General features: G+C 58.4%; 21 protein-coding genes. 11 read left to right on the plus strand and 10 right to left on the minus strand.

The window, feature by feature from the left end:
* Nucleotides 1–2: 2 nt before the first annotated feature.
* Complete coding sequence (locus KUF54_RS13160; RefSeq protein WP_219343247.1) at nt 3–2,075, minus strand: ATP-dependent helicase; 2,073 nt, start codon at nt 2,073–2,075, stop codon at nt 3–5.
* Between the two features lie 280 nt (nt 2,076–2,355).
* Between KUF54_RS13160 and KUF54_RS13165 the strand changes: the two genes are divergently transcribed.
* The 5 genes from KUF54_RS13165 to KUF54_RS13185 all read left to right on the plus strand — a co-directional run bounded on the left by KUF54_RS13165 (nt 2,356) and on the right by KUF54_RS13185 (nt 5,557).
* Nucleotides 2,356–3,093 carry a hypothetical protein gene (locus tag KUF54_RS13165; protein WP_219343248.1) on the plus strand — a complete coding sequence of 246 codons (738 nt, stop codon included), beginning with the start codon at nt 2,356–2,358 and terminating at the stop codon, nt 3,091–3,093.
* On the plus strand, nt 3,090–3,653 hold the full coding sequence (locus tag KUF54_RS13170; RefSeq protein WP_219343249.1) for an ATP/GTP-binding protein: 564 nt from the start codon (nt 3,090–3,092) through the stop codon (nt 3,651–3,653). The genes KUF54_RS13165 and KUF54_RS13170 overlap by 4 nt, the downstream gene beginning before the upstream one ends.
* Entirely contained in the window at nt 3,650–4,048 is a 399-nt protein-coding gene (locus KUF54_RS13175) for a roadblock/LC7 domain-containing protein (protein ID WP_219343250.1), read from the plus strand. The genes KUF54_RS13170 and KUF54_RS13175 overlap by 4 nt, the downstream gene beginning before the upstream one ends.
* Before the next feature lie 84 nt (nt 4,049–4,132).
* The gene (locus KUF54_RS13180; protein ID WP_219343251.1) at nt 4,133–4,492 is read left to right on the plus strand and encodes a hypothetical protein; all 360 of its coding nucleotides are present in this window, start codon (nt 4,133–4,135) and stop codon (nt 4,490–4,492) included.
* A gap of 114 nt (nt 4,493–4,606) precedes the next feature.
* Nucleotides 4,607–5,557 (plus strand): AEC family transporter, encoded by a 951-nt coding sequence (locus KUF54_RS13185; RefSeq protein ID WP_219343252.1) that lies wholly within the window; start codon nt 4,607–4,609, stop codon nt 5,555–5,557.
* Nucleotides 5,558–5,738: 181 nt separating this feature from the next.
* Here KUF54_RS13185 and KUF54_RS13190 read toward each other — a convergent pair whose 3' ends face one another.
* The 3 genes from KUF54_RS13190 to hemE all read right to left on the minus strand — a co-directional run bounded on the left by KUF54_RS13190 (nt 5,739) and on the right by hemE (nt 11,052).
* Nucleotides 5,739–6,860, minus strand: coding sequence for a type II asparaginase (locus KUF54_RS13190; protein ID WP_219343253.1), 1,122 nt, complete (start codon nt 6,858–6,860; stop codon nt 5,739–5,741).
* A 190-nt stretch (nt 6,861–7,050) separates the two neighbouring features.
* Nucleotides 7,051–9,243 carry a primosomal protein N' gene (gene priA, locus KUF54_RS13195; RefSeq protein ID WP_219343254.1) on the minus strand — a complete coding sequence of 731 codons (2,193 nt, stop codon included), beginning with the start codon at nt 9,241–9,243 and terminating at the stop codon, nt 7,051–7,053.
* A 693-nt stretch (nt 9,244–9,936) separates the two neighbouring features.
* Nucleotides 9,937–11,052 carry a uroporphyrinogen decarboxylase gene (gene hemE / locus KUF54_RS13200; RefSeq protein ID WP_219343255.1) on the minus strand — a complete coding sequence of 372 codons (1,116 nt, stop codon included), beginning with the start codon at nt 11,050–11,052 and terminating at the stop codon, nt 9,937–9,939.
* A gap of 215 nt (nt 11,053–11,267) precedes the next feature.
* Between hemE and KUF54_RS13205 the strand changes: the two genes are divergently transcribed.
* Nucleotides 11,268–12,146 carry a GNAT family N-acetyltransferase gene (locus KUF54_RS13205; RefSeq protein WP_219343256.1) on the plus strand — a complete coding sequence of 293 codons (879 nt, stop codon included), beginning with the start codon at nt 11,268–11,270 and terminating at the stop codon, nt 12,144–12,146.
* Between the two features lie 81 nt (nt 12,147–12,227).
* Here the strand turns inward: KUF54_RS13205 and KUF54_RS13210 are convergent, their stop codons facing one another.
* From KUF54_RS13210 to KUF54_RS13220, 3 genes are all read right to left on the minus strand, one after another.
* Nucleotides 12,228–12,743, minus strand: a complete 516-nt coding sequence (locus KUF54_RS13210; protein WP_219343257.1) for a hypothetical protein — start codon at nt 12,741–12,743, stop codon at nt 12,228–12,230.
* A gap of 140 nt (nt 12,744–12,883) precedes the next feature.
* Nucleotides 12,884–15,202: a protein-disulfide reductase DsbD gene (locus KUF54_RS13215; RefSeq protein ID WP_219343258.1), complete on the minus strand. Its 2,319-nt coding sequence runs from the start codon at nt 15,200–15,202 to the stop codon at nt 12,884–12,886.
* 88 nt (nt 15,203–15,290) lie between these two features.
* The gene (locus tag KUF54_RS13220) at nt 15,291–16,913 is read right to left on the minus strand and encodes an MATE family efflux transporter (protein ID WP_219343259.1); all 1,623 of its coding nucleotides are present in this window, start codon (nt 16,911–16,913) and stop codon (nt 15,291–15,293) included.
* A gap of 64 nt (nt 16,914–16,977) precedes the next feature.
* Between KUF54_RS13220 and KUF54_RS13225 the strand changes: the two genes are divergently transcribed.
* Both KUF54_RS13225 and KUF54_RS13230 read left to right on the plus strand, forming a co-directional pair.
* A complete protein-coding gene (locus tag KUF54_RS13225) occupies nt 16,978–17,646 on the plus strand; it encodes a hypothetical protein (protein ID WP_219343260.1) in 669 nt (222 codons plus the stop codon).
* 186 nt (nt 17,647–17,832) lie between these two features.
* Nucleotides 17,833–18,711, plus strand: coding sequence for a creatininase family protein (locus KUF54_RS13230; protein ID WP_219343261.1), 879 nt, complete (start codon nt 17,833–17,835; stop codon nt 18,709–18,711).
* Nucleotides 18,712–18,807: 96 nt separating this feature from the next.
* Here KUF54_RS13230 and KUF54_RS13235 read toward each other — a convergent pair whose 3' ends face one another.
* Together KUF54_RS13235 and KUF54_RS13240 are read right to left on the minus strand one after the other, a co-directional pair.
* Nucleotides 18,808–19,794: a tripartite tricarboxylate transporter substrate binding protein gene (locus tag KUF54_RS13235; protein ID WP_219343262.1), complete on the minus strand. Its 987-nt coding sequence runs from the start codon at nt 19,792–19,794 to the stop codon at nt 18,808–18,810.
* A 133-nt stretch (nt 19,795–19,927) separates the two neighbouring features.
* Nucleotides 19,928–20,602 carry a histidine phosphatase family protein gene (locus KUF54_RS13240; RefSeq protein WP_219343263.1) on the minus strand — a complete coding sequence of 225 codons (675 nt, stop codon included), beginning with the start codon at nt 20,600–20,602 and terminating at the stop codon, nt 19,928–19,930.
* A 281-nt stretch (nt 20,603–20,883) separates the two neighbouring features.
* On the opposite strand from KUF54_RS13240, the gene KUF54_RS13245 reads away from it, so the two are divergent.
* The 3 genes from KUF54_RS13245 to KUF54_RS13255 all read left to right on the plus strand — a co-directional run bounded on the left by KUF54_RS13245 (nt 20,884) and on the right by KUF54_RS13255 (nt 24,513).
* Nucleotides 20,884–21,912, plus strand: a complete 1,029-nt coding sequence (locus KUF54_RS13245) for a Fe(3+) ABC transporter substrate-binding protein (RefSeq protein WP_219343264.1) — start codon at nt 20,884–20,886, stop codon at nt 21,910–21,912.
* Nucleotides 21,913–22,122: 210 nt separating this feature from the next.
* A complete protein-coding gene (locus tag KUF54_RS13250) occupies nt 22,123–23,775 on the plus strand; it encodes an iron ABC transporter permease (RefSeq protein WP_219343265.1) in 1,653 nt (550 codons plus the stop codon).
* A gap of 81 nt (nt 23,776–23,856) precedes the next feature.
* The gene (locus tag KUF54_RS13255; RefSeq protein WP_219343266.1) at nt 23,857–24,513 is read left to right on the plus strand and encodes an ABC transporter ATP-binding protein; all 657 of its coding nucleotides are present in this window, start codon (nt 23,857–23,859) and stop codon (nt 24,511–24,513) included.
* Here KUF54_RS13255 and KUF54_RS13260 read toward each other — a convergent pair.
* The gene (locus KUF54_RS13260; RefSeq protein WP_219346404.1) at nt 24,510–25,436 is read right to left on the minus strand and encodes a PhzF family phenazine biosynthesis protein; all 927 of its coding nucleotides are present in this window, start codon (nt 25,434–25,436) and stop codon (nt 24,510–24,512) included. The genes KUF54_RS13255 and KUF54_RS13260 overlap by 4 nt on opposite strands.
* Nucleotides 25,437–25,540 lie beyond the last annotated feature (104 nt).

A 25,540-nucleotide genomic window follows, 5' to 3' on the forward strand; every position in this document is an offset into this window, starting at 1 on the left:
TCTTAGTTCGCCGCACCCGGCGCTGGCGGGGCTTTGCGTGCGGCAAATTCTTCGCGCAGCTTGCGTAGCTTTTCACGCGGGTCTTCTTTGGCGGTGGCAGCGTCCAGCCCCATTTCTTTAATGAAGCGGCTGGGCATACAAGCCACCATTTCGCGGCCTTTTTTGCGGCGCTTGGTCCAGCTCACGGCCAGTGAGCGCTGGGCGCGGGTGATGCCCACATACATCAGGCGGCGCTCTTCCTGCAGGCGGGCTGTGGTTTCATCGCTGACTTTGAGCTGTTTGCCGTTGTCGTCGTCGAGCTTGAAGGGCAGCATGCCTTCGGTCACGCCCACTTGCATGACATGCGGCCACTCCAGACCTTTGGAGGCGTGCAAGGTGGAGAGCACGACCATGTCTTGCTCTTTCTCGCGCTCGCTGATGGTGGAGAGTAAGGCAATGTTCTGTGAAACTTCGAGCAGGCTCTTGACCTCCGTCTCTGTGGTCGTGCCTGCTGCATCTTCAATCTTGCCGCCTGCGCGCTGGGCCATCCAGTCGCAAAACTCCAGCACATTGCTCCAGCGTGCAGCGGCTACGGACTCGCTGTCTTCACTGTCATACAGATACTGCTCGTAGCCAATTTCTTTGAGCCAGTCCAGCAAGAAGGCGCGAGAAGCATCGACTCCCAGCGTATGGCGGGCGCGGTATTCCAAGTCGTTGATGTAGCGGCCAAACTCCAGCAGGCTCTCAAAAGCTTTTTTGGGCAGGGCGTCTTCCAGCATGGCATTGAACAATGCGCCAAACATGCTGAGCTTGTGTGCGCCTGAGAATTCGCCCAGCTTGCCCAAGGTGGTGTGACCAATGCCCCGCTTAGGTGTGCCGATGGAGCGCAAAAACGCCGGGTCATCATCGTTGTTAATCCACAAGCGAAACCAGGCGCACAGGTCCTTGATTTCTGCGCGATCAAAGAAGCTGGTGCCGCCCGAGACCTTGTACGGAATACTGACCTTGCGCAGAGCTTTTTCAAACGGTTTGGCTTGGTGATTGGCGCGGTAGAGGATAGCGAAATCCTTCCACGCAGGCTGCGGATTCATGCTGGCGCGCAGGCTTTGAATGCGGGCCACGGCGCGCTCGGCTTCGTGTTCTTCGGTGTCGCAATCAACAATGCGCACCGGCTCGCCTTCACCCAGCTCGGAGAACAGCGTCTTGGGAAACAGCTTGGGGTTGGGGCCAATCACATTGTTGGCCGCCCGCAAAATGGCGCTGGTGGAGCGGTAGTTTTGCTCCAACTTGATGATTTTGAGTTGCGGAAAATCAACCGGCAGCTTCTTCAAATTGTCCAGCGTGGCTCCGCGCCAGCCGTAGATGGACTGGTCATCGTCACCCACAGCAGTGAAGTGCCCGCGTTCGCCCACCAGCATCTTGAGCAAATCATATTGCGTGGCATTGGTGTCCTGGTATTCATCGACCAGCACATGGCCCAGCAGGCGCTGCCATTTCTCGCGCACTTCGATGTGATTTTTTAGCAGGCGCATGGGCATGCCGATCAGGTCGTCAAAGTCCACACTTTGGTAGGCCGTCAAGCGCTCTTCATAGCGCTGCATGATGAGAGCGGTGCTGCGCTCGTTATCGTCTTGCGCCATGGCCAGCGCCTTGCGGCTGTCCCAGCCGTTGTTCTTCCAGCTGCTGATGGTCCACTGCCATTGGCGGGCTGTGGCCACATCAGTGCCTGCACCGGCGCAGTCTTTCAGGATGCCGGTCACATCATCGGTGTCCAGAATACTGAATTTGGGTTTAAGGCCGAGGATATGGCCATCTTCGCGCACCATGCGCACACCTAAGGAGTGAAAGGTGCAGATCAGCACCTCTTTGGCCTGCCTGCCAATCAGCCCCGCAGCGCGCTCGCGCATTTCAGCGGCGGCTTTGTTGGTGAAGGTGATGGCGGCAATGCGGCGGGGCGCCAAGCCGGTCTCGATCAAGCGGCCGATTTTGTGCGTAATTACACGTGTTTTGCCCGAGCCGGCGCCGGCCAGAACAAGGCAAGGCCCTTCGGTGTAATGCACGGCCTGAAGCTGAGCGAGATTGAGACCAACGGACATGATGCTGACAAACCCATCATCAAAAACAAGGACTGGGAGCATACCGCTTCACTGCGAATAGACCTGATCGCAGTCCTCACAACTGATAAAAAAGAGGGGAACAGTGAGTGTTTCGCCTACACGGGTACTCCCTTTTAGCTTTAATAATTAGTTGTAATAAGGTGTTTATTTTGTAGCCTGAGAAATTGCGTGACGTTTATCTGAGTAGGTTGAAGCTCAAACGACCTTGCTATGTTTGATATGGTCTATTTGTTTTTCTCTAACAGTTAGGGTCCTCTGCATGGCGAGAACCATTGGTGAAGTGAGCTTGGCTGCAGAGCTTTGGACGGTTGAAGTTCAGCAGCGGTTTGATTCTTTGTTTGCAGTGGCTTCACGCAAGTCACTGTCTGGCTGGCGCCTCGTTCCCAAGCAGTCAGCTGAAGTGCTGGTACTTGATGGCTCTAAGCCTTTGGTCGCCCAGGACGAGATTACGGCTCCTTGTGTTGTGTACGTGGGGGGAGATGCGTCTAGGCAACCGCTGGGCCGTTCTTCGCAAGGCTGGGCGGCGCATTTGGATGTGGACTTCACGCTGTCCGACCTGATCGACATACTCGATAGATCAGCGGTCTTTTTAATGGACTGGAGAGCGCGCCATAAGCCCAGCGTGATATTGACGCTGTCGCGTGCTTTAGACGAGTTGAAGCAGCAGGGCTTTGACTGCGTGCATCGCTTTCAATTGCGCTCGTGGGTGGCACTGCACGGTAGTGCTAACACGGCGGCGAATATGCGGGTGCTGGCGCTGCTGTCGCGCGGGCCCATTGATGCCAAGTCCATGAGTGATCATTCGGGTATGGACTTGTCGCAATTATTGGCGCTGTTGTCCCTGCCTCAGGTGCAGACGGTATTGCGCTGCAGCATCGGCAGCCCTCAAGTGGCAGCTGCAGCGCCCAAATTAACAAAAACGCAGCCAGCGACGTCGGCTACACGCCAATGGGTGAGCAAGTTGACGGGCTGGATTACGCGCGGAGGACGTTCATGACAGCTTTTATGCCCCAGCCCGGTCAGGGCTTGATGCGGGTGAGCCTTTTGGGCCCTATGGGCATTGGCAAAACCACGGCCTTGCAAAGCCTTTGCGGCAAGCTCATGGCAGGCAGCGATGTGCCTAATCTGGATAAAGCGGCTCACGCCAAAGAATTCACCACCGTAGGCGCTGAGTTTGGTGAGATTGATCTGGGCTCTGGCGAGCGCTTGCAGCTGGTCGGCAGCCCTGGCCAAGATCGTTTTGACTTTGTGCGCCGCTGGGTCCTTTCAGCATCCTTAGGCGCACTGCTGATGGTGGATGTCAACGATGCGGATTCCGTCGACTACGCCTCTGAAATGTTGACCGGTGTGGCCCAGATGGATACCGCGCCTTTGATGATTCTCTTGAGCTGCCGCAGCGCGACGGGTGCGCAGCTGGAAGCTTTTAGTGCGGCCTTGATGGCCAAAGGGCATGACGTTGTGCCCGTTGTCGAGGCTGACCCCCGTGATCGTCAGCAGATGTTGGATGCCCTCGGCGTGCTGGCATCGTTGTTGTCTCTGCAAAGTCAAGCCCTATGAAGACCCATACTCCTTTTGTCATTCCTGCCCAAGTCATTGAGGCTGGTCAAGAAATTTTGAAACGCGTAGTCGCCCCGGTGGCGGGCGTACACATTGCGCTGCTTTGCACCCCGGATGGGTTTGAGATTACGGCGCTGCGCATCAGCAGCGATTTGCCCACGGAGCGACTGTCGGCAATGGCTGGCTCGCTTATGGCTATGGCAAAGGCCGTGGCCAATGAAATTGGCCAAAAGGATTGCAGGCGCCTGACCTTCGAGACGGAGTCGGGTACGGTGGTTTTTCAGGCAGTGAACGGCTCATTCCCCGCCGTTCTTTGTCTGGTTGTCGATCAGAACGCCTTGCTAGGCCGCGCACTTTGGGCGGCGGGCGAGGTTTCAACCGGGTTTATGGCCTGATAGCAGGTGCGCCGGAGTTCTGTGTTTGAAGGTGTGCGCAGTTTTTGCGTGGGTTCTTTGTCTTGCTTTTTATAAGGTGGATTTATGGCCTCTATTCAAGATTCTCTGAATGCTTTGATGACCGCAGACGGCGCCATTTGTGGTGCGCTGGTGGACAGTAGCAGCGGCATGCTGATGGGCAGCGCTGGCAGTGGCGTGGATATGGAACTGGCCGCCGCTGGTAACACCGAAGTGGTGCGTGCCAAGCTCAAAACCATGCGTATGTTGAGCTTGGATGATCAGATTGATGACATCCTGATTACGCTAGGCAAGCAGTACCACATCATTCGCCCTGTACCGGCTAACGACGGCGTGTTCTTCTACCTTGTGCTTGACAAGAGTCGCTCCAACTTGGCGCTGGCCCGCCGTAAGGTGGCGGAAGTGGAAAAAGAACTCAAGCTCTGACGCTGGCGCTTGCCATCCCCCACAACAAAGCCTGCCTTGTGCAGGCTTTGTTGTGGGGGATGGTCGGTGCTGACAATTCTTCTTGGCAAAAATTACAGCTGTCACAATTTACGCGTGCTGTCCGTTCTCCTTATCACCTTCCCTTTTTTCGCTCTGGTAGCCTGCGGCTTCGTCGCCACATGGCGCGGCGTCTTGCCGCAGGCGGCAATTGCCGGGTTGAACACCTTTGTTCTGTTCTTTGCGCTGCCTTGCATGCTGTACCGCTTTGGTGCGCAGACGCCCGTTGAGCAACTGCTAGACCTTAACGTCATCTTGGTTTACTTGCTATGCGCTGCCATCATGGTGGGCACCACGGTGCTGCTGACGCGCAGGCGCATGGGCTGGAACGATGCTGCTTTTGGTGCTTTGGTTGCTGCCTTCCCCAACACAGGCTTTATGGGTGTGCCCATGCTGGCGGCTTTGCTGGGTGCGCAAAGCGCAGGGCCGGTGATTCTGAGCATGGCGATCGACATGGTCATCACCACATCCGCCTGCATCGCGCTGTCGCGGCTTGATCTGGCGGGAGGGCAAGGTGTCTGGACTGCTGTGCGCAATTCGTTCAAAGGGATGGCTGCCAATCCCATGCCCTGGTCCATCTTGCTGGGTGGGCTGGCATCGGCCATGGGTTGGGTTCTGCCCGGCCCCATCGATAAAACCGTGGATATGTTGGCGGGTGCCGCATCGCCTGTCGCCCTGTTCACCATTGGCGCGGTGCTGGCCCGCTCTCAAATGAATAGCCACGAACGCGTGGCTGCACACGACCATGTGCCGGTTGCACTGGCCAAACTCATCATTCACCCAATGCTAGTCTGGGCGGTGGGTATGAGCGCGATAAGCATGGGCTTGTCGCTGAGCCACGAAACACTGGTTGTGCTCGTGCTGCTGGCCGCACTGCCATCGGCCAGCAACGTATCGCTGCTAACCGAGCGCTACGGCGCGCATAGCGGGCGCATTGCCAGAATCATCCTCGTATCAACTAGCCTTGCCTTCCTAACCTTCTCCGCCGCCGTGGCGTTGATGACATAGCAAAAAAACAGCGGCTTGTGCAAGCACCACCTGCACAAGCCGCTGTTTTGATAACTAATCTAAAACCAAGCACACACCCACAAAGGGACAGCAAGCAAGGGCCGCCCCGTAGCGATGCTGTCGTCCCCCTCCCGCGAAGCGAGAGAGGGGGAAGGCGCGTTAGCGCCTCAGGGGGTGATCCTCAATACTCCCAGAACATGCGCTGCAGCTCTGCCGTACTGGCACCCTTGGTCAGTGCTAGCATCGTCAGCAAGCGAGCCTTTTCGGGGCGCATATCGTGGGCGACCACCCAGTCGTACTTGTCATCGGGCTGCTCGGCATTGCGCAGCACAAAGCCGTAAGGCACGCGTGAGGAGCGCACGATCAGCGTGCCCTTGGCGCGTGCATCTTGCAGGGGTTTGACCATGCGGTCAGCCACCGAGCCATTGCCGGTGCCAGCGTGAACAATCGCCTTGGCGCCCGCATCCACCAGTGCATTCACAGCGGTGGGCTGCACTGAACCGTAGGCGTAGACGATGTCGACCTGGGGCAGTTTGTCGATGCTGTCGATGTTGAACTCGGAGTTATTGGTGTGGCGCTTGACGGGGGCGCGGAACCAGTAGTTTTTGCCCTCGACCACCATGCCCAGCGGGCCCCACTGGCTCTTGAAGGCGCCGGTCTGGATGTTGATGTCTTTGTTCACATCGCGGGCGGTGTTGATTTCGTCATTCATGGTGACGAAGACGCCTTTGCCCTTGGCATCTTTGGAGCCAGCCACGCTGACGGCATTGAGCAGGTTCAGCGCGCCATCCGCCGATAAGGCGGTGCCGGGGCGCATGGAGCCGACCACGGCGATGGGCTTGTCGGTGTGGACGGTCAGGCTCAGGAAGTAGGCGGTCTCGACCAGCGTGTCTGTGCCGTGGGTGATGACGATGCCGTCTACATCGGCTTGCTTGGAGAGTTGCGAGACGCGCTTGGCCAGTGTCAGCAGGTTGTCATTGGTAAAGCTTTCAGAGGCGATCTGGAACACCTGCTCGCCGCGTACATTGGCTAGCTGCGCTAACTCGGGCAGGCCGGCCAGCAACTTGTCCACAGGCACCTTGGCGGCGGCGTAGGTGGCGCTGTTGACGCTGGAGGCGCCTGCACCGGCAATCGTGCCGCCGGTGGCCAGAACCACCACATTGGGTTTGGCGCTCTGGGCTTTAGCCGCTTGCGCTGTGGCGGGCGAGGCGTCTTGCGCTAGCGCTGCCCCAGGGGCGGACAGAACGCCGAGAACAGCAATAGAGGCGGCCAGCAGCGTCTGGCGGAAAACGTTTTTCTGCATGAAGTAGTGCTCCGTGATTGAAGAATCGGCCTCTTGTGGAGCCGAGCCCTACACCATGCAATAGTCATGCCGCGCTGCCCATTCGCGCAAATCCTGATGGATTTCGTGAGGCGTCAGTGCTTACTTTGAATTTGATAGCTGCCTGCGTATATCAGTCGCTGGGTCAAGGCCGAAATGCCTTGAAAAGTGCCTAGATGCTGAGCGGGTCCACATCCACCAGCCAGCGCACTAGCGGCCTGTGCTCTGGCAGGCCGCGCAGCCAGTGCAGATACTGCTGCCATGCATTCAAAAATCGTAGCAAGGCGCTGCGGTTGGTGGCTTCTAGCAACATCTGGGCGCGCTCTACATTGGCCACGCGCTGCACCGCCATGGGGATGGGGGGGTAGATGAAAACCTCGTCCAGATAGGGCAGCTTGGCATCGCGTGCGACCTGCGTGGCGGCCAGCAAAAAGGCCTGCGCGGCTTTCTGCGTGCGGGCATCAGCGCGGACTATGGCTTGAAAGGCAAAGGGCGGCATTCCGGCGTCTAGCCGCTCTTTGAGTTGCTGCTGGGCAAAAGCCGGGTAGTCATGTTTGCGCAGCGCAGCGTAAACGGCGTTTTGTGCGTCGTGGCTTTGAATCCACATCTCCGGCTGGCTGTCTTGCGCCTTCACATATTGCGCATCGCGCCCGGCGCGGCCTGCGGCTTGCATGAGCAAGCAAAACAGCCGCTCTGGCGCGCGGTAGTCACTGGAGTAAAGGGCGCTGTCGGGCTGCACGGCGGCGACTAGCGTGATGCGCCTAAAGTCATGGCCCTTGGCCACCATTTGCGTGCCCACCAGCACATCCACATCGCCGGCATGTACCTCGGCGAGTTGCTCTTCCAGACTGCCCTTGGCCTTGGTGGTGTCTGCATCAATGCGGCCCACACGGGTGGGGTTGCCGTCAGGGCGCTGCACATTGCGCAGCAGGCGTTCTAGCTCTTCTTGTAGTTGTTCTGTGCCCTTGCCCAGCGGCATGATGTCCGGGTTGCCGCAGGTGGGGCAGGCAAAGGGCACGCGCTGGGTAAAGCCGCAGTGGTGGCAGCGCAGCGTGCGGTCGGCCTTGTGAAAGACCTGGTGGGCGCTGCAATGCGGGCAGTCGCTCTTCCAGCTGCAATCAGCGCAAAACAGTACGGGCGCAAAGCCACGGCGGTTGAGCAAAATCAGGCTTTGCTCGCCGCGCTTGACGCGCTCGGTAATCGCGTCCAGCAGCGGCGGCGAAAACACGGCCTTGCGCGGCTGCTGGGTCATATCCACCAAGCGCACCTTGGGCAGGCTGGCCGAGCCAATGCGGCTGGGCATGTTCAGCCGCAGGTAGCGCCCAGAGCCACCGTGATCGGCGGGTGTGCTGGCGTGCCAGCTTTCAAGCGATGGCGTGGCGCTGCCCAAAATGACTTTCGAGTGGGTGGCTCGCCCGCGCCACAGCGCCAAGTCGCGGGCGGAGTAGCGAGCACCTTCTTGCTGCTTGTAGCTGGCGTCATGCTCTTCATCCACCACGATCAGTGCCAGTTGCGGCACGCTGGCAAAGATCGCCATGCGCGTGCCCAGCACAATGCGTGCACGGCCGGTGTGGGCGGCTAGCCAGCTTTTGAGGCGCTGCGGGTTGGTCATGCCGCTGTGCATGCTGACCACCGCCTCTTGGCCGTATTGCGGCGTAAAGCGGGCCACAAAACGCTCCTCCAGCTGGGGGGTCAGGTTGATCTCGGGCACCATCACCAGTGCCTGCGCTTCGGGGTTGGCATCCATCACTGCCTGCACAGCGCGCAGATAGACCTCGGTCTTGCCGCTGCCGGTGCTGCCGTAGAGCAAGAATGGGCCGGGATTTTGCTCAAATTGCGCAAAGACCAAGGCTTGCTCTGCACTGAGTGCTACCAAAGGAATAGCAGGCGATATGACGATTTGTGCAGTACCAACTTCGGCGACGGCCTCTTGCGTCTCTATGGCCTGTTTCTCTGCTGCCGTCTGTGCCTTTTTGCTCTTGGGTTTTGCCGCCTTGGGTGGCGCCAGCCGCCGCGCCAGCTGCTCAGGCGTCATGTCGCGCAGATGGGGAGGCAGGGCCGATACGGCAATCTCACCCAGGCTGCGCTGGTAGTAATGGGCGGCAAAGGCCACCAGTCGCCGCCATTCAGGGCTCAGCGGAGCAATGCCTTCGAGTACGCCTGCAACGCTGCGCAGCTCTATGCCTTCAGGCATGGGCTCGGCATTTGCGGGCTGATCCCAGACCACGCCCAGCATTTCTCGCTTACCCAGCGGCACGCGCACCAGCGTGCCGGGTGTCAGTTCCTCATCGCTGCTGTAACTGAGCAGGTCGCCAACGGAGCTGTGGGCAGGAGTCTGAACGGCAACGTGAACGATGTGGGGCATGGACGGAAATGATGAAGAAGGTCACAGATCTGATCGATGTTCTCAGAGCTATAGCAGATTTTGAGGCCTGCAAAGGCTTTGCGGCCTGTGGATAACTTTGTGAGGAAAAATACGCCAAAGCGACTATGTGTCAATCGCAAGTCAGGTTTTAGTCAATCATCACTTGTTTTGAGAAAATTAAAAATCTATTAAAAACAACTACTTGTATTTGTTTTTAATGCTTTCAGAGGGCTCTGGATATAAATTTTTTGCAAGAAGTCTGCTTTGCCTGATCTGTGCATAAATCAGACTTCGAGTCGCTGTCAACTGAGATGAGCCCTTAAGCCAAATGCGTGTAAACACTAGCTCAAATTCTGTAACTCCTTAATAAATAGCACTAATCCAAGAGCTTGCACGTGCGCGCATTGCTTTTTCTACCCTGTATGTGGATAACTTTTTACTATCGGATGGGGGTGGTTGTAAAAAATAAAAAAGCGCCAAATGTCGTTGGCGCTTCATTTCACGGGTTCTTGAATTTAATTCTTTTAAATCAAATATTTGTAGCTGATGTATTGCATTTGAAGCCAGCGATTGTCAGGCAATAACCTTTTGAATGACTAAGGCGATTGTCTTGAAAAACGGGCAGTAAGTGCTTAAAAAGCGTGCAGGAAGTGCCATTTTGCGATTTGCATTGGCACTTGCTGCACTTTGTTTTTAGCCCTGAGTACGCAGCAAGCGGGAGTGGCTATGCACTGCTTCAACCAGCGCGGCCACATGCTCAGGTGGCGTGAACTGGCTGATGCCGTGACCCAAGTTGAAGATATGGGTAGGGCCGGTCGTGGTTTTGTCGGTATGGGGCTTGCCAAAGCTGTTGAGCACAGCGCGGGCCTGTGCTGCGACTTGCTCGGGGGCTGCAAACAGCACATTGGGGTCGATATTGCCTTGCACCGCCTTGCCGGGGCCGCCGACTTGGCCGCCCACGATGGCGCGGGCCTTGCCCAAGTTGGCGGTCCAGTCCAGACCCAGAACTTCGCAGTCCAAGTCCTTCATTTCATCGAGCCAAATGCCCCCGCCCTTGGTGAAGACCAGACGAGGGACATCAGTACCGTCCACGCCGGTGCGCTTTAGCTGGGCCAGCACGCGCTTGGTGTAGCTCAGGCTGAATTCTTGGAAAGCGCCATCGGCCAGCACGCCGCCCCAGCTGTCAAAAATCATCACGGCCTGCGCGCCAGCGTCGATCTGGGCATTCAGGTACTGGGCCACGCTGTCGGCGTTGATTTCCAGAATGCGGTGCATCAGGTCGGGGCGCGTGTACATCATGGACTTGACGGTGCGGTAGTCGTCGCTGCCCTTGCCTTCGGTCATGTAGCAAGCCAGTGTCCAAGGGCTGCCTGAGAAACCGATCAGCGGCACGCGGCCATTGAGCGCCTTGCGGATGCTGGTTACGGCATCGAACACATAGCGCAGCTTGTCCATATCAGGCACGGCCAGCGCGGCCACTGCGGCCTCGTCACGCACCACTTTGGCAAAGCGGGGGCCTTCGCCTTCGGCAAAGGTCAGGCCCAGGCCCATGGCGTCTGGCACCGTGAGGATGTCGCTGAACAGAATGGCGGCGTCAAGCGGGAAGCGCTCCAGCGGCTGTAGCGTCACTTCGGTGGCGTAGTCCACATTGGTGGCCAAGCCCATGAAGCTGCCAGCCTTGGCGCGGGTGGCCTTGTACTCGGGCAGGTAACGGCCCGCCTGGCGCATCAGCCACAGGGGCGTGTAGTCAGTAGCCTGGCGACGGCATGCGCGCAGGAAGGTGTCATTGGTGAGGGGGGCGAAGCTCATGCGCTCATTGTCGCCCACTCCGGCTTTGGGCTGGGAGACATTCCCGCACCGTTGTCTGCGCCTCTAAGTGTTCAAGCATTTTCTTTTGATGTCACGCAAACGTCACCGAACTGCCATGCTGCTTTCATCTGCATTTTTCACAATCAAAGCACGCAGACATACCGTGTGGCACAGGCAGGCCGCCAACTGCGTCCAACACTGAGAGGAAAGCAGGCATGAGGCACCCCGAGATACTTGAGGCGATCACAGCATCCCCAGAATCGGTATCGGTATCGGTATCGGCTTTGAGATCGAGATCGCCGCTTGCTTGCCTCCACAACCCTGCACAAGCTGCAGCGCCCGTTTTGCGGCTGCAGGTGCGCTGGGCTAGGCACCTGGATGAAGTGCGTCAGGCCCAGCGCCTGCGCTACCAGGTCTTCGCCGAAGAAATGGGCGCTGTGCTGCAGACGCCCGTACCCGGCCACGATATAGACGCCTTTGACGACTTCTGCGAGCACCTGATGGTCTGCGACGAAGTGCAGAACAAGGTGATTGGCACCTACCGGCTGCTGACTCCCGCGCAGGCTCGCCGTGCCGGTGGTCTGTACAGCGATCAGGAATTCGATCTAACTCCTATCAACACCTGGCGTGCTCAGATGGTAGAACTGGGCCGCAGCTGCGTGCATGCAGAGCACAGGCAAGGCGGCGTGATATTGGCGCTGTGGGGCGCGTTGGCTGAGTTCATGCAGCGCAATCAGCTTGAAGCCATGGTGGGCTGCGCCAGCATTCCCATGCAGTACCCCGGCCTGGCTCATGGCGAAGGCCCGGCGCGCATTTGGCAGCAACTGCGCCAGAGCCATTTGGCCGAGCCTGAATTACAAGTGCGCCCCCGCGTGGCCCTGCCTGAAGAGCTGGCGCGCATTAGCAGTATTTCACCAGAGGCTTTAAAGGTGGAGGCTCCCGCCCTCATACAAGGTTATCTGCGTGCTGGCGCGAAGGTACTGGGCGCCCCGGCCTGGGACAGCGACTTCAACACGGCAGACCTGCCCATCATGATGCGCATGCAGGATTTGCCACCGCGTTACAAGCGACTGTTTGGCCGAATTAAGAGCTAAATTAAAGGCTGAATCTGAATAGAGTGTTGACGCAAAAAAAGCCTGCGCTAATCACCGCAGGCTTTTTTGATTACCGGGGCTTCAGGCAGCGTGGTTTGGGTCGCTTTCCATGCCCTCAGCCAGCTGGCCTAGCGCACTGATGATCAGGCCCAGCATCAAAAATGCATAGGCGGCAATGGCCAAAAGCAAACTCATGCTAAAGCCCCACTGCAAAACCGAGCAGGCCCAGCCCCATGAGCTGTACAGCGCGTCGCACTGACTGCTGGCGGGCATGTGCACATACCAAGTGATGGCAACCCACATCAGCGCCAGCATGAGTGCGGTGGTGCGCAGCTTGCGAATAGGCGTCTGCTGCAGGCTAAGTAGTAAGACCAGCGGAATGGCGAAGCCCCAAACAAACATCAACAGCCAACTGGCAGCAGGTACTTGCGCAAGCATTTGTTGCAGCCAGAGCATCTTGGGCATGCTGTCTATGCTGGCTAAAAAGTCCCAAGCAAGCGACAAAGTGATGCCTGCAATGGCCAGACTAGCCAGTGCCAGAGCGCGCAGCAGGCATTGGCGCTTATGAGGCGACGAACGAAGTGGACTGTCATGCATGGCTCACCTCCTGTGGAGTTCAGGTGGGCCGCAGTGATTAAGCCTTTACAAGGCCGGCAAAAACGTGAAGCTGCGGCTGCACCCAGTTTGTGTGCAGCTTCAGTCTAGGCCGTTTAGCTGCTCAGTACCATAGGGCCTAGTCACAGGGTTTTCAGGGCCTCAAGCATTTCACTTTTAGAAAGTAGCTCGCTGAGCACTAGCGGGGCTTTGCCCGGTACATACAGCACATAGACCGGCACGCCACTGCGCCCCAGCGCATGCAGAGCCTCAGTAATGGCGGGGTCTTGCCGCGTCCAGTCGGCGCGCAGCAAGGCAACTTTGCGCTGTGCAAAAGCAGCTAGCACGTCGGCATTGCTAAGCGTGGTGCGCTTGTTGACTTGGCAGGTCACGCACCATGCGGCGGTGAAGTCCACAAACACTGGCTGGTTGGCGGCTTGCAGAGACTGAACTTTGTCAGCTGACCAAGGCTGCCACAGCTCGCCTACGCCGCTCTGTGCGTGTGCAGGCTCGGGCTGCGGCGCAGTGATGAGTGGGGCGGCGTAATAGCCCACGCCAGCGATCAGTAGCAGGGCGATGGCGCTGAGTGCCAGACGGCTTTTGCCATTCAAGCCCAGTGCCCAGATTAGCGCGGCTAGCACCAGCAGCAGGGTTAGCAGGGCAGCGGCTGCATCCATGCCGCTTTGGTGGCCCAGTACCCAGACCAGCCAGACCACGGTGGCAAACATGGGGAAGGCCATAGCGCGGCGGAAGGTTTCCATCCACGCGCCGGGGCGGGGCAGCCAGCCAACCATGGCAGGCACAAAACTGGCCAGTAAATAGGGCAGCGCCATGCCAACGCCGAGGGCAGCGAACACCGTCAGCGCTTGCGCAGCAGGCATGTCAATGGCAAAACCCAAAGAGGCGCCCATGAACGGAGCAGTGCAAGGTGATGCAATAGCTACGGCCAGCACGCCAGAGAGAAAAGAGTCCACCACGGGGCTGCGCGCCTGTGCGCTGGCAAGGCGGCTGGGCAGCATGCTGCCGAACTCAAACAGCCCGGCCAGATTGAGCGCCAGCACAGTGAAAAGCGCAGCCAGCAGCGACACGACGATGGGCGACTGTAGCTGAAAGCCCCAGCCCAGTTGCTGGCCCGCAGCGCGCAGACCCAGCAGCAGCGCGCCCAGCGCGATAAACGACAGCACTACGCCAGCGGTATAGGCCAAGCCGCCTATTTTTTGTGCCCGGCAGTTTTGACCGTGGCCGGCAAAGCCCAGTATCTTGATGGCCAGCACCGGGAACACGCAGGGCATGAGGTTCAGAATCAGCCCGCCAATCAAGCCGCCCAGCAGTGCGGCCCAAATTCCGGTGTTGCTGGCGCTGCTGATAGGGGCTGGCGTTGCAGGTGCTACTGCCGCATTTTTGTTCGCCTCAAGTGCTGCGGCCAAAGCGGGGGAGACGCTGGCCAGCGTGGCTGGCGTCCATTGCCCTTCAACGTTGAGCGTGCTGCGCCAAGCAATGGGCTCGGCCTTGTTCAAAGCTTCGGTGCGATCCTTGCCGCTGAGTGCCACGACGATGCTCAGTTGCTTAGGCGTGTCACCGCGCATGTCGGATAAATGGATGCCCTCTGCCACCCACACATTGCCATCCCAGCGCTGCTGCCAGTCTTTGCCAGACTCGGCGGCGTGCCTGAATGTTTCGGCGTTTTCGGGGTAGAACTCCAGCGCTTTGCCTTGAGTGCTGGCGGGCAGGCCGGTGACGCGCAGAGTGATGCGGTCATCCAGCACCTTGTTGTCGCCGGCCTGTGTCTGCGTCTGTGTATCAGGCTGAATGCTGGCCTTGCTGTGATCACCCAGCGCTACAGGTTGCTGGGCCTGCGCCTTAAAGAAGTCTTCGCTGTTGGCTGCGGTGGTGCCGCCCACGGGAATTTGCAGCGCAAACTCGCCGCTTTCGGGAATGCACTCCACGCGGCAGATCAGCCAGTTTGCAGACAGGCGCACATCGACCATACCGGACTCAGGCGCTTTGAAATCACTTCCAACCTTGACGGGGATGGGCAGCAGCACCGTGTTTTCATAGCCGTAATTGACCAGCGGGCCTACGCGCAGGGCGTGGGGCGTGGGCCAGTCAATTGCACCTGCGCTCAGGCCTGCGGGCAACTGCCAGTTCAGCTCGGTGGGCAGGCCAGAGTCGCCGGCGTTCTTCCAGTAGGTGTGCCAGTCGGGCTCGTGCGCCAGCTTTAAACCCAGCCAAAAGGTTTGCCCAGCGGCAATGCCGTTGGGCACCTGTGCCACTAGCTCGGCGCGCACACGCGGTGTTTGCACCACGGCAGCTGATGCGCTGGCTTTGTTGCTGGATAAATTGAGGTGAATTTGCGCTCTAGTGCTTAGAGGTAATGCACTGGTAGCTATCAAAATCAATGCAAAAAACCACAGCGAAAGCGTGCGAAGGCGAGGGCGGCGAAGGCTTGAGAGAGACGACATGAGCGGTATTAGGGCTGGAAAGCGCGATTTGGTTCCTGTTTTCCTGTCAGCCAGTATGCGCTGCCGGGAGGGGCGGGGAATCAAACGCTCAAGAGTCCACGCCTTTGACTTGATTGGCCACAGGACCCGGGGGCATGCCCGCCACCTCTGCAGGAATGGCAATACGGCTGCAACTGGGTGATTGCTCCAGCAGCTTGTCGCAGTCGACAGAGGCCGCATCTTCTGGCTGGGTCGCTGCAGGAGTGGTCGCTAAAGAAGCACGAGCAGGAGCAGCGGGAGCCGCTGATGGCAGCATCTGAGATTTGCGCCAGTTGCCCCAGCGGTAGTAAGCCAAAATCATGACGACTGATGCCGCCGAACTGATGGGAAAGCTCCACCACAGTGCATCCACACCCAGCACGGGCTGCAAAAAGCGGGCGGCAGGCACGCGAATGCCCCACATGGCGATACCCAAAATCAGCATGGGCATGAGCACAGCGCCCGTAGCGCGCACCACACCAGACAGCACAAAGGTCACGCCAAAGAACAAAAAGGAGCCAATGGCAATGTGGTTGAGGTGGCGCGCTACTTCTAGCGATGCGCTGCCCTTGGGCAAAAACCAGCTCAGCACGTACTGGTCAAGCAGCAAGATCAGGGCGATCAACCCACCGGTCATCACAATGTTGATGAGCATGCCAGCGCGCGCCGTGTCATCGACCCGGCTCCACAGCTTTGCGCCCACGTTTTGCGCCGCCATGGATGAGCAGGCAGCGCCAATGGCCATGGCTGGCATTTGCACATAGGTCCACAGCTGCAGCGCGGCACTATAGGCCGAAGCGGTCTGCACACCTTGCTCGTTGACCATAGAAATCATGGCAATCATGGCCAGCGAGATCATCACCAACTGCACGCCCATGGGCAGGCCTTTGACAATGAGGCTGCGCACAATCGCCAAGTCAGGTTTGAACAGGCCTAGCTGGCGGCGGCCAATCCACAGCGGGTGGCGGTGCAGGCGCAGCCAGCCCAGCAAGGCGATAAAGCTCACTCCATTGGCAACCAGCGTCGCCATGGCTGAGCCCTGAATGCCCATGCGCGGCACCGGCCCCCAGCCAAAAATGAGTAAAGGGTTGAGCGCCATATCCAGCACCACGACGAGCAGCAAAAACCAAAACGGTGTTTTGGTATCTCCCGCGCCGCGCAAGGCCGCCGTCACAAAGCTGAACATGAACAGCAGGGGAATCGCCAAAAAGATGACCTGCAAATAAGCCTCGGCCAGCGGCAGCGCGGCCTCGGGCGTGCTCATGAGCTGCATCAAATGGCGCGACAGCGGCCAGCCTAGCAGGGCAATCAGAATCGAGATAACTCCAAAAAACGTAGCACTACTTCCAAGCACACGCTTGGCTTGAGCCATGTTGTGCGCCCCAATGGACTGAGCGATCAGGATATTGGTCGCCATGCTGATGCCAAACACCGCACCAATCAGCGCAAACATCACATTGTTGGCATTGGCGGTGGCCGTCAGCGCTGCTTCGCCAAGATGGCCGCCCACCCAGACGGCATTGACCGAGCCATTGAGCGACTGCAGCACATTGCCCGCGAGTATGGGCAGGGCAAAGATCAGCAAAGTGCTGGCGATGGGCCCTTGGGTTAGGTCACGGGTTTTTGGCTTGGCTGGAGAGGTGAGTAGTGTGGAGGCAGAAACTGCCGTCTCAGTACTTTTGGTGTCAGACATGAGGGAATTTTGCAGACAGTTTGTAAGAGTGTTTGAAGGACAAAGACCTCGTAACTGTGTCTGTATGGCGACAGCCTTCAAATTAAAGTGTGGCGATAAGTTTGAAATGGTACGATTTTTTATCTCAATGACTGAAATAAATTTGAATATGTATAAATTGCTATCTGTATTTCTGCCTTTGGTTGTCGTTGCTGCAGGGTGTGCAAATACCCAAGTACCTGCTTCATATCAAAAAAATCATCCAGATGATTCGGCAAGAATTCGACTCTATGGCCAAAATGGCAAGCCAACTATTATGATTCTTCAGAAAGAATCAGATGCAGACAATAAAACTGTCGAAGTTAATGTTGGCGGTGGTTTGGGTGATGCATTCGGGTCTTTGGTGGGTGGGGTTAAAAGTGAGAGTATTGGGATTGCAGAAACAGAAAATAGTAAAAATATAAAAGATAAAAATGGAATTCTATCGAAAGCGTTTTATCGAGAATTCTTAATTCCTGCTGGTAAATCGGTTCAGGTTAGAAGCTCTTATATAGGTATGGCGAACCACGCTCCTGGAAGTTCGTTTATATATAAAGAAGGTAGTTGCTCCAGTAATTTGGTGAAATTTACTCCTCAAGCGGGTAAAGATTATGAAGTGATCTCTTTTGCAAATGGTCGCGCATGTTCAGTATCCGTGGTAGAGATACAGCAGCAAGCCGGAAAGACTGTCCTGAAGTCGATACCTTTGGAGTAGTTTTATTTGAGCGGCTAAAACAACCCTTGATGCGTCGTTTCTTGGCCTCATCTCAAGCGCAAACCTTCGGTTTTCTGGGTTGTGTGAGCCGCTCGTAAAGAGGGTAGTTATCACCAGTGCCGTGTCGTTAATTGGCGAGTCGAGGTTTTTTTGGTAAGTGCGTGCATCGTCTACTACCATGCGGGTATGAACGATATCTCGTTAGTTGAGTTCGGCACTACAACTGCTGAAAGAAGGCGCTGGCCCTCACACTTTTGGGCGCAAGCCTCTGCCTATGACTTTGCCCAAGCGCAGACCAATGGGTTGGTCGCTGAGACTGTCGCAGTGCTGCCCGTGGGCGCGGTGGAGCAGCATGGCCCGCATTTGCCGCTGTCGGTAGATGCCCGCTTGATTGACGGCGTGATTGACAATGCCCTGCCACTGCTGCCCGCAGACTTGCCGGTGCTGTTTTTGCCGCCGCAAAACATTGGCTTCTCGGTCGAGCACAGCAATTACGCTGGTACTTTGACCTTGCAGCCTGCCACGCTGATTGCGCTGTGGTCGGAGCTGGGTGCCTGCGTGGCACGTGCCGGGGTCAAAAAGCTGCTGCTGCTCAACGGCCACGGCGGTCAAGTCAGCGTGATGGATGTGGTGGCGCGGGAGCTGCGTATCAAACATGGCTTGCTGGTCTACAGCGCCAGCTGGTTTGGCTTGGTGGACGATGCCGCCAATCAGCAGTTTTGCGCGCACGAGCACCGCTTTGGCGTGCACGGCGGCGAGGTGGAGACATCGATGATGCTGCACTTGGCCCCTGAGACTGTGCATATGCAGAGGGCGCAGAACTTTGCCTCCACCTCTGAAGTGCGCGCTGGCAAATATCACTTCATCGGCAATGGCCGCAGCGCAAAATTAGGCTGGGCGATGGAGGATTACAACCCCGCAGGTGCGGCAGGCAACTCTGCCGCAGCCACAGCAGAGCGCGGCGCGGTGATGGTGCAGTCAGCGGCTCAAGGGCTGGCCAAGCTGCTGGGGGAGATTCACGATCTGCCCTTGAGCACGGTGGAAAACAAGCCGCAGCCGATTTAAAGAAATGAGCGTCATGTACGCAAACAGCCTGCATTTGCAGGCTGTTTTGTATTCAAAACGAATATTTTCAGGAACTAGCTGCTCCTGAAAGCATAGTTATTGTTTGGGGATTTTGGCGGCAACAATCACATCGCCCCAGCGCTTGATTTCCGACTGCAGGAGCTTGGTGGTTTGCTCGGATGTGCTGGCCTGCGCTTGCACATTCAGCTCGCGCAGCTTCTTGGCAACCTCAGGGTTGTTCACAGCTGCGTTGATTTCTTTGTTCAGGCGGGCAATCACAGCAGCCGGTGTTTTGGAAGGTGCAGCCAGTGCATTCCAAGACGATGCCACAAAGCCTTTCACGCCAGATTCTTGGGCCGTAGGCACGGCCGGCAGCAAGGGCGAGCGCTTTTCGCCCGTCACGGCCAGCAGATTCACGGCTTTGGAATTGATCTGGCCCATGATGGGCGTGAGAATTTCCACCGCTGCATCGATCTGCTTGCCGCGCAAGGCGGTTACCACGGCAGGGGTGCCGTTGAAGGGCACGATTTGGGCATCAATCCCTGCGGTGGTCTTGAACAACTCGGCTGCCAAGTGCTGGGTGCTGCCTACATTGATGCTGCCCAGGTTCAACTTGCCGGGGTTGGCTTTGGCATAGCTCACCAACTCAGCCAAGTTCTTGAAGGGTGACTTGGCGTCCGTCACCACGCCAATGTCAAAATAGCCCAGCGTGGAGATGGGTGTCAGATCTTTGACCATGTCGAATGGCAGGCTGTTAAACAGGTTCACGGTCACAGCGCTGCCGTTGGACATGAGAAACAGGGTGTGGCCGTCTGGCGCTGATTTGGCCACGGCATCTGCTGCCAGAATGCCGCCTGCACTGGGCTTGTTGTCAATCACCACGGGCTGGCCCAGCTGGGTAGACAGTTGCTGTGCAACCACGCGGGCCGTCACATCGGCCACGCCGCCTGCGCCAAAAGGCACGACGATGCGAATGGGGCGGTTAGACAGGCCTTGGGCCTGTGCGGTGCTGGCAAATCCGGTCAGCAATGCAGCCCCGGCTGCAGCGCTGATGATGGATTGGGTAAAACTGCGGCGTTTCATGCTTGTCCTTCTGTCTGAAACTTTAGTGCACAGAGTGTGCGGCTGAAAGTCACTAACCACTAGAGACAAGTTGTTCTGTCAGTTATGCCGCAATGGAATGGTTGAGCTGGCTCAAACTTGTTTGAGGCTCAGTTCAAGCGCTCGTAATCGAGCCGCGATGCTCCGCTGTGTCAAGGTGATTGAGGGTGTTGAAGGTCTGCAGCATCAGTCGCTTGTGGCTGATGCTGAACTGAGTCACCGCAATATTGCGCAGCCTCATATTCAGGGCAATCGTCACCTCGGGCGCTGTGCCCAGCACCAGACCTACAGCGGCCGAGATGGGGCCGCCGCTGCTCACCAGCAGCACGTTCTGGCCACTGTGCTGCTGGCGTATTTCTTCGAGCACCTGATGCACGCCATCTGCAAAACCATTCCAGTCAGGCATGCCTTGCGGGCTGATGGTGCCGCCCATCCACTGGGCCAATGCATCGCACAGCAGGCGAAAGTGGTGGCGATACAGCTCGGGCGTATCGGGTTTGGGTAGCGGCGCGGGGTGAATGGCGCGCAGCAGCGCAGCACTGTCGTATTCATTGAGGCCGGGCCGGTTTTGGGGCTCAGGGGTTGCGCCTCCTAGTCCTTGCACAATGGCGGCCAGCGTCTGCTGGTGGCGCTTGAGCGTGCCGGCATAGACGGCATCAAACGTCACACCTCGCTCGCGCCAGTATTCGCCCAAACGCAGGGCTTGTGCATTGCCGCGCTCGCTGAGCTGGTCGTAATCATCCGCGCCAAACGAGGCCTGGCCGTGGCGCACAAGGTGGAGGGTTCCCATAGGCGCAATGTTGAGACTTGCCAAGCGGCGGCGCTGTCATGCCTGCGACCTGCTGGCACTTGGGCGACAGCAGGGAGCATCTATGTCCGCACAGCTTCTCGGGATGAGGTCAGCTGAGCAGAAGCACCCGCTCAGTTAAGATTGATGCGAGTGATTCTCAAAAACATCACCACATACTTTGCATTCGGTTTTGCTGCTTAAGCCTTTTAATGCGGGCGAAGATGGCTGACTGCCCAAGCGCTTGGTGGTGTGTCTGCTGCCCTTATCTTCTGGAGCCTTCCATGTTTCGACGCCCCCTGTTTACACTGGCCGCCGTTGCCAGCCTGTGCGCCCCTGCGCTGTCCGCTCATGCTGAGGACATCACGCTCTACACCACACGCGAGCCTGCGCTGATTCAGCCACTGCTGGCGGCTTTTACGGCCCAGACCAAGGTGGGTGTGAAGACGGTGTTTGTGAAAGACGGTTTGCTAGAGCGCGTCAAGGCGGAAGGCGAGCGCTCTCCTGCCGATGTGCTGATGACTGTGGACATTGGCAATTTGCTGGATTTGGTCGATGGCGGCGTAACTCAGCCGGTGAAGTCCTCGGTGCTGGAAAGCGCTATCCCAGCTCAGCTGCGCGCGGCGGATAACCAGTGGTTTGCGCTGTCGATGCGCGCCCGCGTGCTGTACGCTGAAAAGGACATGAAGCTAGCGAGCTTTCGATACGAAGACTTGGCCAAGCCCCAGTTCAAGGGCAAGGTCTGCAGCCGCGCCGGTCAGCACCCTTACAACACCGCCTTGATTGCGGCCATGATCGCCCATGACGGCGAAGCCAAGACCGAGCAATGGCTCAAAGGCGTGAAGGCCAACTTGGCACGCAAGGCCACAGGCGGCGACCGTGATGTAGCGCGCGACATTCTGGGCGGCATCTGCGACGTGGGTCTGGCCAACAGCTATTACGTGGGCCACATGAAGGCAGCCAAGGAAGGCACGGACGCGCGCAAGTGGGGCGACTCCATCAAGGTCATCAAGCCGACCTTCAACGACCCCAAGAGCGGCACGCACATCAACATTAGCGGTGCATCGGTAGCCAAGCACGCGCCTAACCGTGCCAATGCCGTGAAGCTGCTGGAGTTCTTGGTGTCTGAGCCTGCACAGAATCTGTACGCACAAGCCAACTACGAGCACCCTGTGCGCAAGGGTGTGGCGCTGGACCCCGTCGTGGCTAAGAGCATTGGCGAGGTCAAGGTCGATCCGCTGCCGCTGGCCGACATTGCCAAGCACCGCAAGGCCGCTAGCTTGCTGGTCGACAAGGTTGGGTTTGATAAATAAGTAACACCCCCTGAGGCGCCTTGCGCCTTCCCCCTCTCTCTACGCGCTTCGCGTTAGGGGAGGGGAACGACAGCATCGCTGCGGGGCGGCCCTTGCTTGCTGTCTCTTGTTTTGGGCATGCTTGTTTTAGCATTGCGCTTCTGCTTTAGCCCCTTTGTTGGGGCATGTCTGTTTTTGGGTCGTTGGTCTTGGCGTGATCTTTTTGCTTTGATGTTTTCTTTTCTTCGTTCAGGGCTGCGGCCCGTCGGGCTGGTGTGGCAGGGCGCAAGCGGGTTGATTGCGCTGGGGGTGCTTGCGCCTATCGCTTCGCTGGCGTGGCTGGCGCTGGGCGCAGACTTGGCGCATTGGCAAAATTTGTTGCGCTATGTGTTGCCAGATGCCGCTATCAACACCGCCTTGCTGCTGACGGGCGTGGGCTTGCTGGTGCTGGTGGTGGGCACGGGTTGCGCTTGGTTGGTGACGGCCTATGAATTTCCGGGCAGGCGCTGGTTGCATTGGTCGCTGCTGCTGCCGCTGGCCATGCCGGCCTATATCGTCGCGTTTTCTTATCTGGATTTGCTGCACCCCATTGGCCCGGTGCAAGGCGCTTTGCGCTGGGTGCTGGGCTATGACAGCCCGCGCCAGTGGCGGCTGCCCGATTTGCGCTCCATGGGTGGCGCGATTTTTGTGCTGGGCTTCACGCTCTACCCTTATGTGTACATGACGGCGCGGGCCATGTTTATGACCCAGCCTGCGCATTTGATGGAAGCCGCGCGCTCGCTGGGCGAAACGCGCTGGGGCGCTTTTTGGCGCGTCGCTTTGCCCATGGCGCGGCCCGCATTAGTCGTAGGCTTGAGTTTGGCGCTGCTGGAGACGCTCAACGACATTGGCGTCTCTGAATTTTTGGGCGTACACACGCTCACCGTATCGATTTACACCACTTGGGTCACGCGCTCTGATCTGGCGGGCGCTGCGCAAATCGCCTGCTCCATGCTGCTGGCCGTGGTGGCGCTGGTTTGGTTAGAAAGGCGAGGCCGCAGCCGCCAGCGTTTTGGCTCAGCCCAGCGCATGCGCGGCATTGAGCCGCATCGCCTGCCCGGCCACAGCGCATGGTTGGCCACGCTGGCGTGCAGCGTGCCTGTCGTGATTGGCTTTGTGGCCCCAGCCGCCTATCTGGCTTGGGAGAGCGTCAAGCGCTTTGCGCAGGGCACAGGCATTTCTGCGGGTCTGGTGTCCAGCTTGCTGAATACCTTGGGGCTGGCGCTGGGCGTGACGGTGATTGCCGTGGCCGCTGGACTGGTAGTGGCATGGTCCACCCGTGCAGGCATCAGCACCCGCGCGCCATCGCGCTGGCCGGCGCAGGTAGCGGCATTGGGCTATGCCGTGCCGGGCACGGTGCTCGCCATTGGTTTGCTAACCCCTGCTCTGGCTTTGGACGCGGGACTTGCCAGCCTGTTTGGTGCCAAAGGCCTGCCGCTGATGGGCTTGGGCGTGGTGCTGGTAGCGGCCTGCGTGATTCGCTTTTTGGTCATGCCGGTAGGCGGCATTGAGGCTGGGCTGGCCCGCATACCCCCTACGCTGGAGCAGGCCTCGCGCCTGCTGGGAGAGGGGCGCCTTGCCACACTGCGCCGCGTGCATCTGCCGCTGCTGCGCCCTGCCATGGCGACCAGCGCCATGCTGGTGTTTGTGGATGCTATGAAAGAGCTGCCCGCTACGCTGCTGCTGCGCCCGGCTGACTTCGATACGCTGGCGACTTGGCTGTATGCCGAGGCGGCACGCGGCACCTATGAAGAAGGCGCGATTGCTGCGCTTTTCATTGTGTTGGCAGGGCTGATCCCCGTCGTGCTGCTGGCGCGCACTCAGCTTTCGGCGGCTAGGCAATGAATAGGCGTCAAACAAGCTTTAAGTCCTTATATTTATTGGACGTACAGCTATTGAAATCGAAGTAAAAATTGAATTAAAAGAATGACCGCCTCACTCCACATTGCACAGCTGCATCTGGGCTATGAAACGCCCAAGGGTCTGCACACCGTGCTGCAGGGCTTTGATCTGCAGCTGCCTGCCGGCCACATCGCCAGCTTGCTCGGGCCTTCGGGCTGCGGCAAGACCTCGGTGCTGCGCGCCATTGCTGGGTTTGAGCCCGTTCGTGCGGGCAGCATTCATCTGGGCGAGCGGCTGTTGTCTGGCCCCAGAACCCATCTGCCGCCCGAGCAGCGCCATGTGGGCATGATGTTTCAAGAATACGGCCTGTTCCCACACCTCAGCGCCGCGCAGAACGTGGGATTTGGCCTGCGCCGCAGCAGCAAAGCCGAGCGCGATCAGCGAGTCAATGAATTGCTCGCTGTGGTGGGCTTGGGTGATGCGGGAGCCAAGTTCCCGCACGAGTTGTCCGGCGGTCAGCAGCAGCGCATTGCACTGGCGCGGGCCTTGGCCCCATCGCCTGCCTTGCTGCTGCTCGATGAGCCGTTTTCCAACTTGGATGCCGCCACCCGCGAGCGCCTGACGCTGGAGGTGCGCGACATTCTGCGTGCCGCAGGCCAGACCGCCATCTTGGTCACACACAACGCGCAAGAGGCTGAGGTGATGGCTGACCAGATTTGCGTGATGACGCCGGTGGTTTAAAGCAGGACTGTTCCGCTGGTGACGGTCACGGTATGACCGCCGACTTTGAGCTTGCCGTCAGCGCTGGTCTGCACATGGACTTGGCCATCACGCCCCACACACACGCCTTGGGCGGCGATGTAAGGCGCTTGCAGCAAGCCCTCGCCCGTTAGCCACTGAGCTAGAGCGGCATTCAAGCTGCCGGTGACGGGGTCTTCGCTGGTTGTTTCGCCAATCAGCGCACGCACTTCCATGCGGGGCTGCTCGCTGGAGGTTTTTTCCTGCCCAGCCTCAGCCGCCTGCTTGGCAAAAGCGCGCGCTTCGCGGCTGGATCGGCCGATCAACGGTGCATCGTCTTCAGCCTCATACAGCGCGACCAGCCCGGCTTTGGCACCCAGCTCTTGCAGGGCGGCAAAGTCTGGCTCCACGCCCAAAACGGTATCCGTATGGTCCAGCAGCAGACCCAGCCAAGGAGAGCCGTTATTAAGGCTGCGCGCCATCAGCAACTGATCGCGCTCAAGACCTAGCGCCTTGAGTATGGGGGCCAGTTCTGCTTCTGAGACTTCTTGCGAGTCTAGCGATGGCGCTTCAAAAAACAGAGCGCCTTGTGGGCTTGCGGTAATGGGCACAAGCCCTTTTTTGCATTCTTGCAGCACTTGATCTGCCTTGCGTGGCTGGCCGCCCTGAGCCAGCCATGCGTGGCAGCTGCCCAGCGTAGGGTGGCCGGCAAAGGCAAGCTCACCCGCTGGGGTGAAGATGCGCAGCAGGTAGTCCGCCCCCGCAGCTTTGCCCTCAGCGCTGGGCTGCATCACAAAGGTGGTTTCCGAAAGATTGGTCCAGCGTGCAAAAGCCTGCATCTGCGCGTCGCTCAAACCATCGGCCTGCAACACGACCGCCACGGGGTTGCCGAGCAGGGCGGTTTGCGTGAACACGTCCACGGTCATGTAAGGACGGGCGATAGGGCTGGCGTGAGCAAGGGTAGGAGCTGGGGCAGACATGGGCAGGGATTGTCGGCAAAAAGAAAAACCGGCGCTGCACGGAGGTTCGT

The sequence above is a fragment of the Comamonas sp. Y33R10-2 genome (genome assembly GCF_019355935.1).
Classification (GTDB): domain Bacteria; phylum Pseudomonadota; class Gammaproteobacteria; order Burkholderiales; family Burkholderiaceae_C; genus Comamonas.

What these genes read in the sequence shown, in the direction of transcription:
- KUF54_RS13160 (WP_219343247.1), bottom strand. Translation starts at nt 2,075, where the DNA reads ATGTCCGTTGGTCTCAATCTCGCTCAGCTTCAGGCCGTGCATTACACC.
- KUF54_RS13165 (WP_219343248.1), top strand. Translation starts at nt 2,356, where the DNA reads ATGGCGAGAACCATTGGTGAAGTGAGCTTGGCTGCAGAGCTTTGGACG.
- KUF54_RS13170 (WP_219343249.1), top strand. Translation starts at nt 3,090, where the DNA reads ATGACAGCTTTTATGCCCCAGCCCGGTCAGGGCTTGATGCGGGTGAGC.
- KUF54_RS13175 (WP_219343250.1), top strand. Translation starts at nt 3,650, where the DNA reads ATGAAGACCCATACTCCTTTTGTCATTCCTGCCCAAGTCATTGAGGCT.
- KUF54_RS13180 (WP_219343251.1), top strand. Translation starts at nt 4,133, where the DNA reads ATGGCCTCTATTCAAGATTCTCTGAATGCTTTGATGACCGCAGACGGC.
- KUF54_RS13190 (WP_219343253.1), bottom strand. Translation starts at nt 6,860, where the DNA reads ATGCAGAAAAACGTTTTCCGCCAGACGCTGCTGGCCGCCTCTATTGCT.
- priA (WP_219343254.1), bottom strand. Translation starts at nt 9,243, where the DNA reads ATGCCCCACATCGTTCACGTTGCCGTTCAGACTCCTGCCCACAGCTCC.
- hemE (WP_219343255.1), bottom strand. Translation starts at nt 11,052, where the DNA reads ATGAGCTTCGCCCCCCTCACCAATGACACCTTCCTGCGCGCATGCCGT.
- KUF54_RS13205 (WP_219343256.1), top strand. Translation starts at nt 11,268, where the DNA reads ATGAGGCACCCCGAGATACTTGAGGCGATCACAGCATCCCCAGAATCG.
- KUF54_RS13210 (WP_219343257.1), bottom strand. Translation starts at nt 12,743, where the DNA reads ATGCATGACAGTCCACTTCGTTCGTCGCCTCATAAGCGCCAATGCCTG.
- KUF54_RS13215 (WP_219343258.1), bottom strand. Translation starts at nt 15,202, where the DNA reads ATGTCGTCTCTCTCAAGCCTTCGCCGCCCTCGCCTTCGCACGCTTTCG.
- KUF54_RS13220 (WP_219343259.1), bottom strand. Translation starts at nt 16,913, where the DNA reads ATGTCTGACACCAAAAGTACTGAGACGGCAGTTTCTGCCTCCACACTA.
- KUF54_RS13225 (WP_219343260.1), top strand. Translation starts at nt 16,978, where the DNA reads ATGGCGACAGCCTTCAAATTAAAGTGTGGCGATAAGTTTGAAATGGTA.
- KUF54_RS13230 (WP_219343261.1), top strand. Translation starts at nt 17,833, where the DNA reads ATGAACGATATCTCGTTAGTTGAGTTCGGCACTACAACTGCTGAAAGA.
- KUF54_RS13235 (WP_219343262.1), bottom strand. Translation starts at nt 19,794, where the DNA reads ATGAAACGCCGCAGTTTTACCCAATCCATCATCAGCGCTGCAGCCGGG.
- KUF54_RS13240 (WP_219343263.1), bottom strand. Translation starts at nt 20,602, where the DNA reads ATGGGAACCCTCCACCTTGTGCGCCACGGCCAGGCCTCGTTTGGCGCG.
- KUF54_RS13245 (WP_219343264.1), top strand. Translation starts at nt 20,884, where the DNA reads ATGTTTCGACGCCCCCTGTTTACACTGGCCGCCGTTGCCAGCCTGTGC.
- KUF54_RS13250 (WP_219343265.1), top strand. Translation starts at nt 22,123, where the DNA reads ATGTTTTCTTTTCTTCGTTCAGGGCTGCGGCCCGTCGGGCTGGTGTGG.
- KUF54_RS13255 (WP_219343266.1), top strand. Translation starts at nt 23,857, where the DNA reads ATGACCGCCTCACTCCACATTGCACAGCTGCATCTGGGCTATGAAACG.
- KUF54_RS13260 (WP_219346404.1), bottom strand. Translation starts at nt 25,436, where the DNA reads ATGACCGTGGACGTGTTCACGCAAACCGCCCTGCTCGGCAACCCCGTG.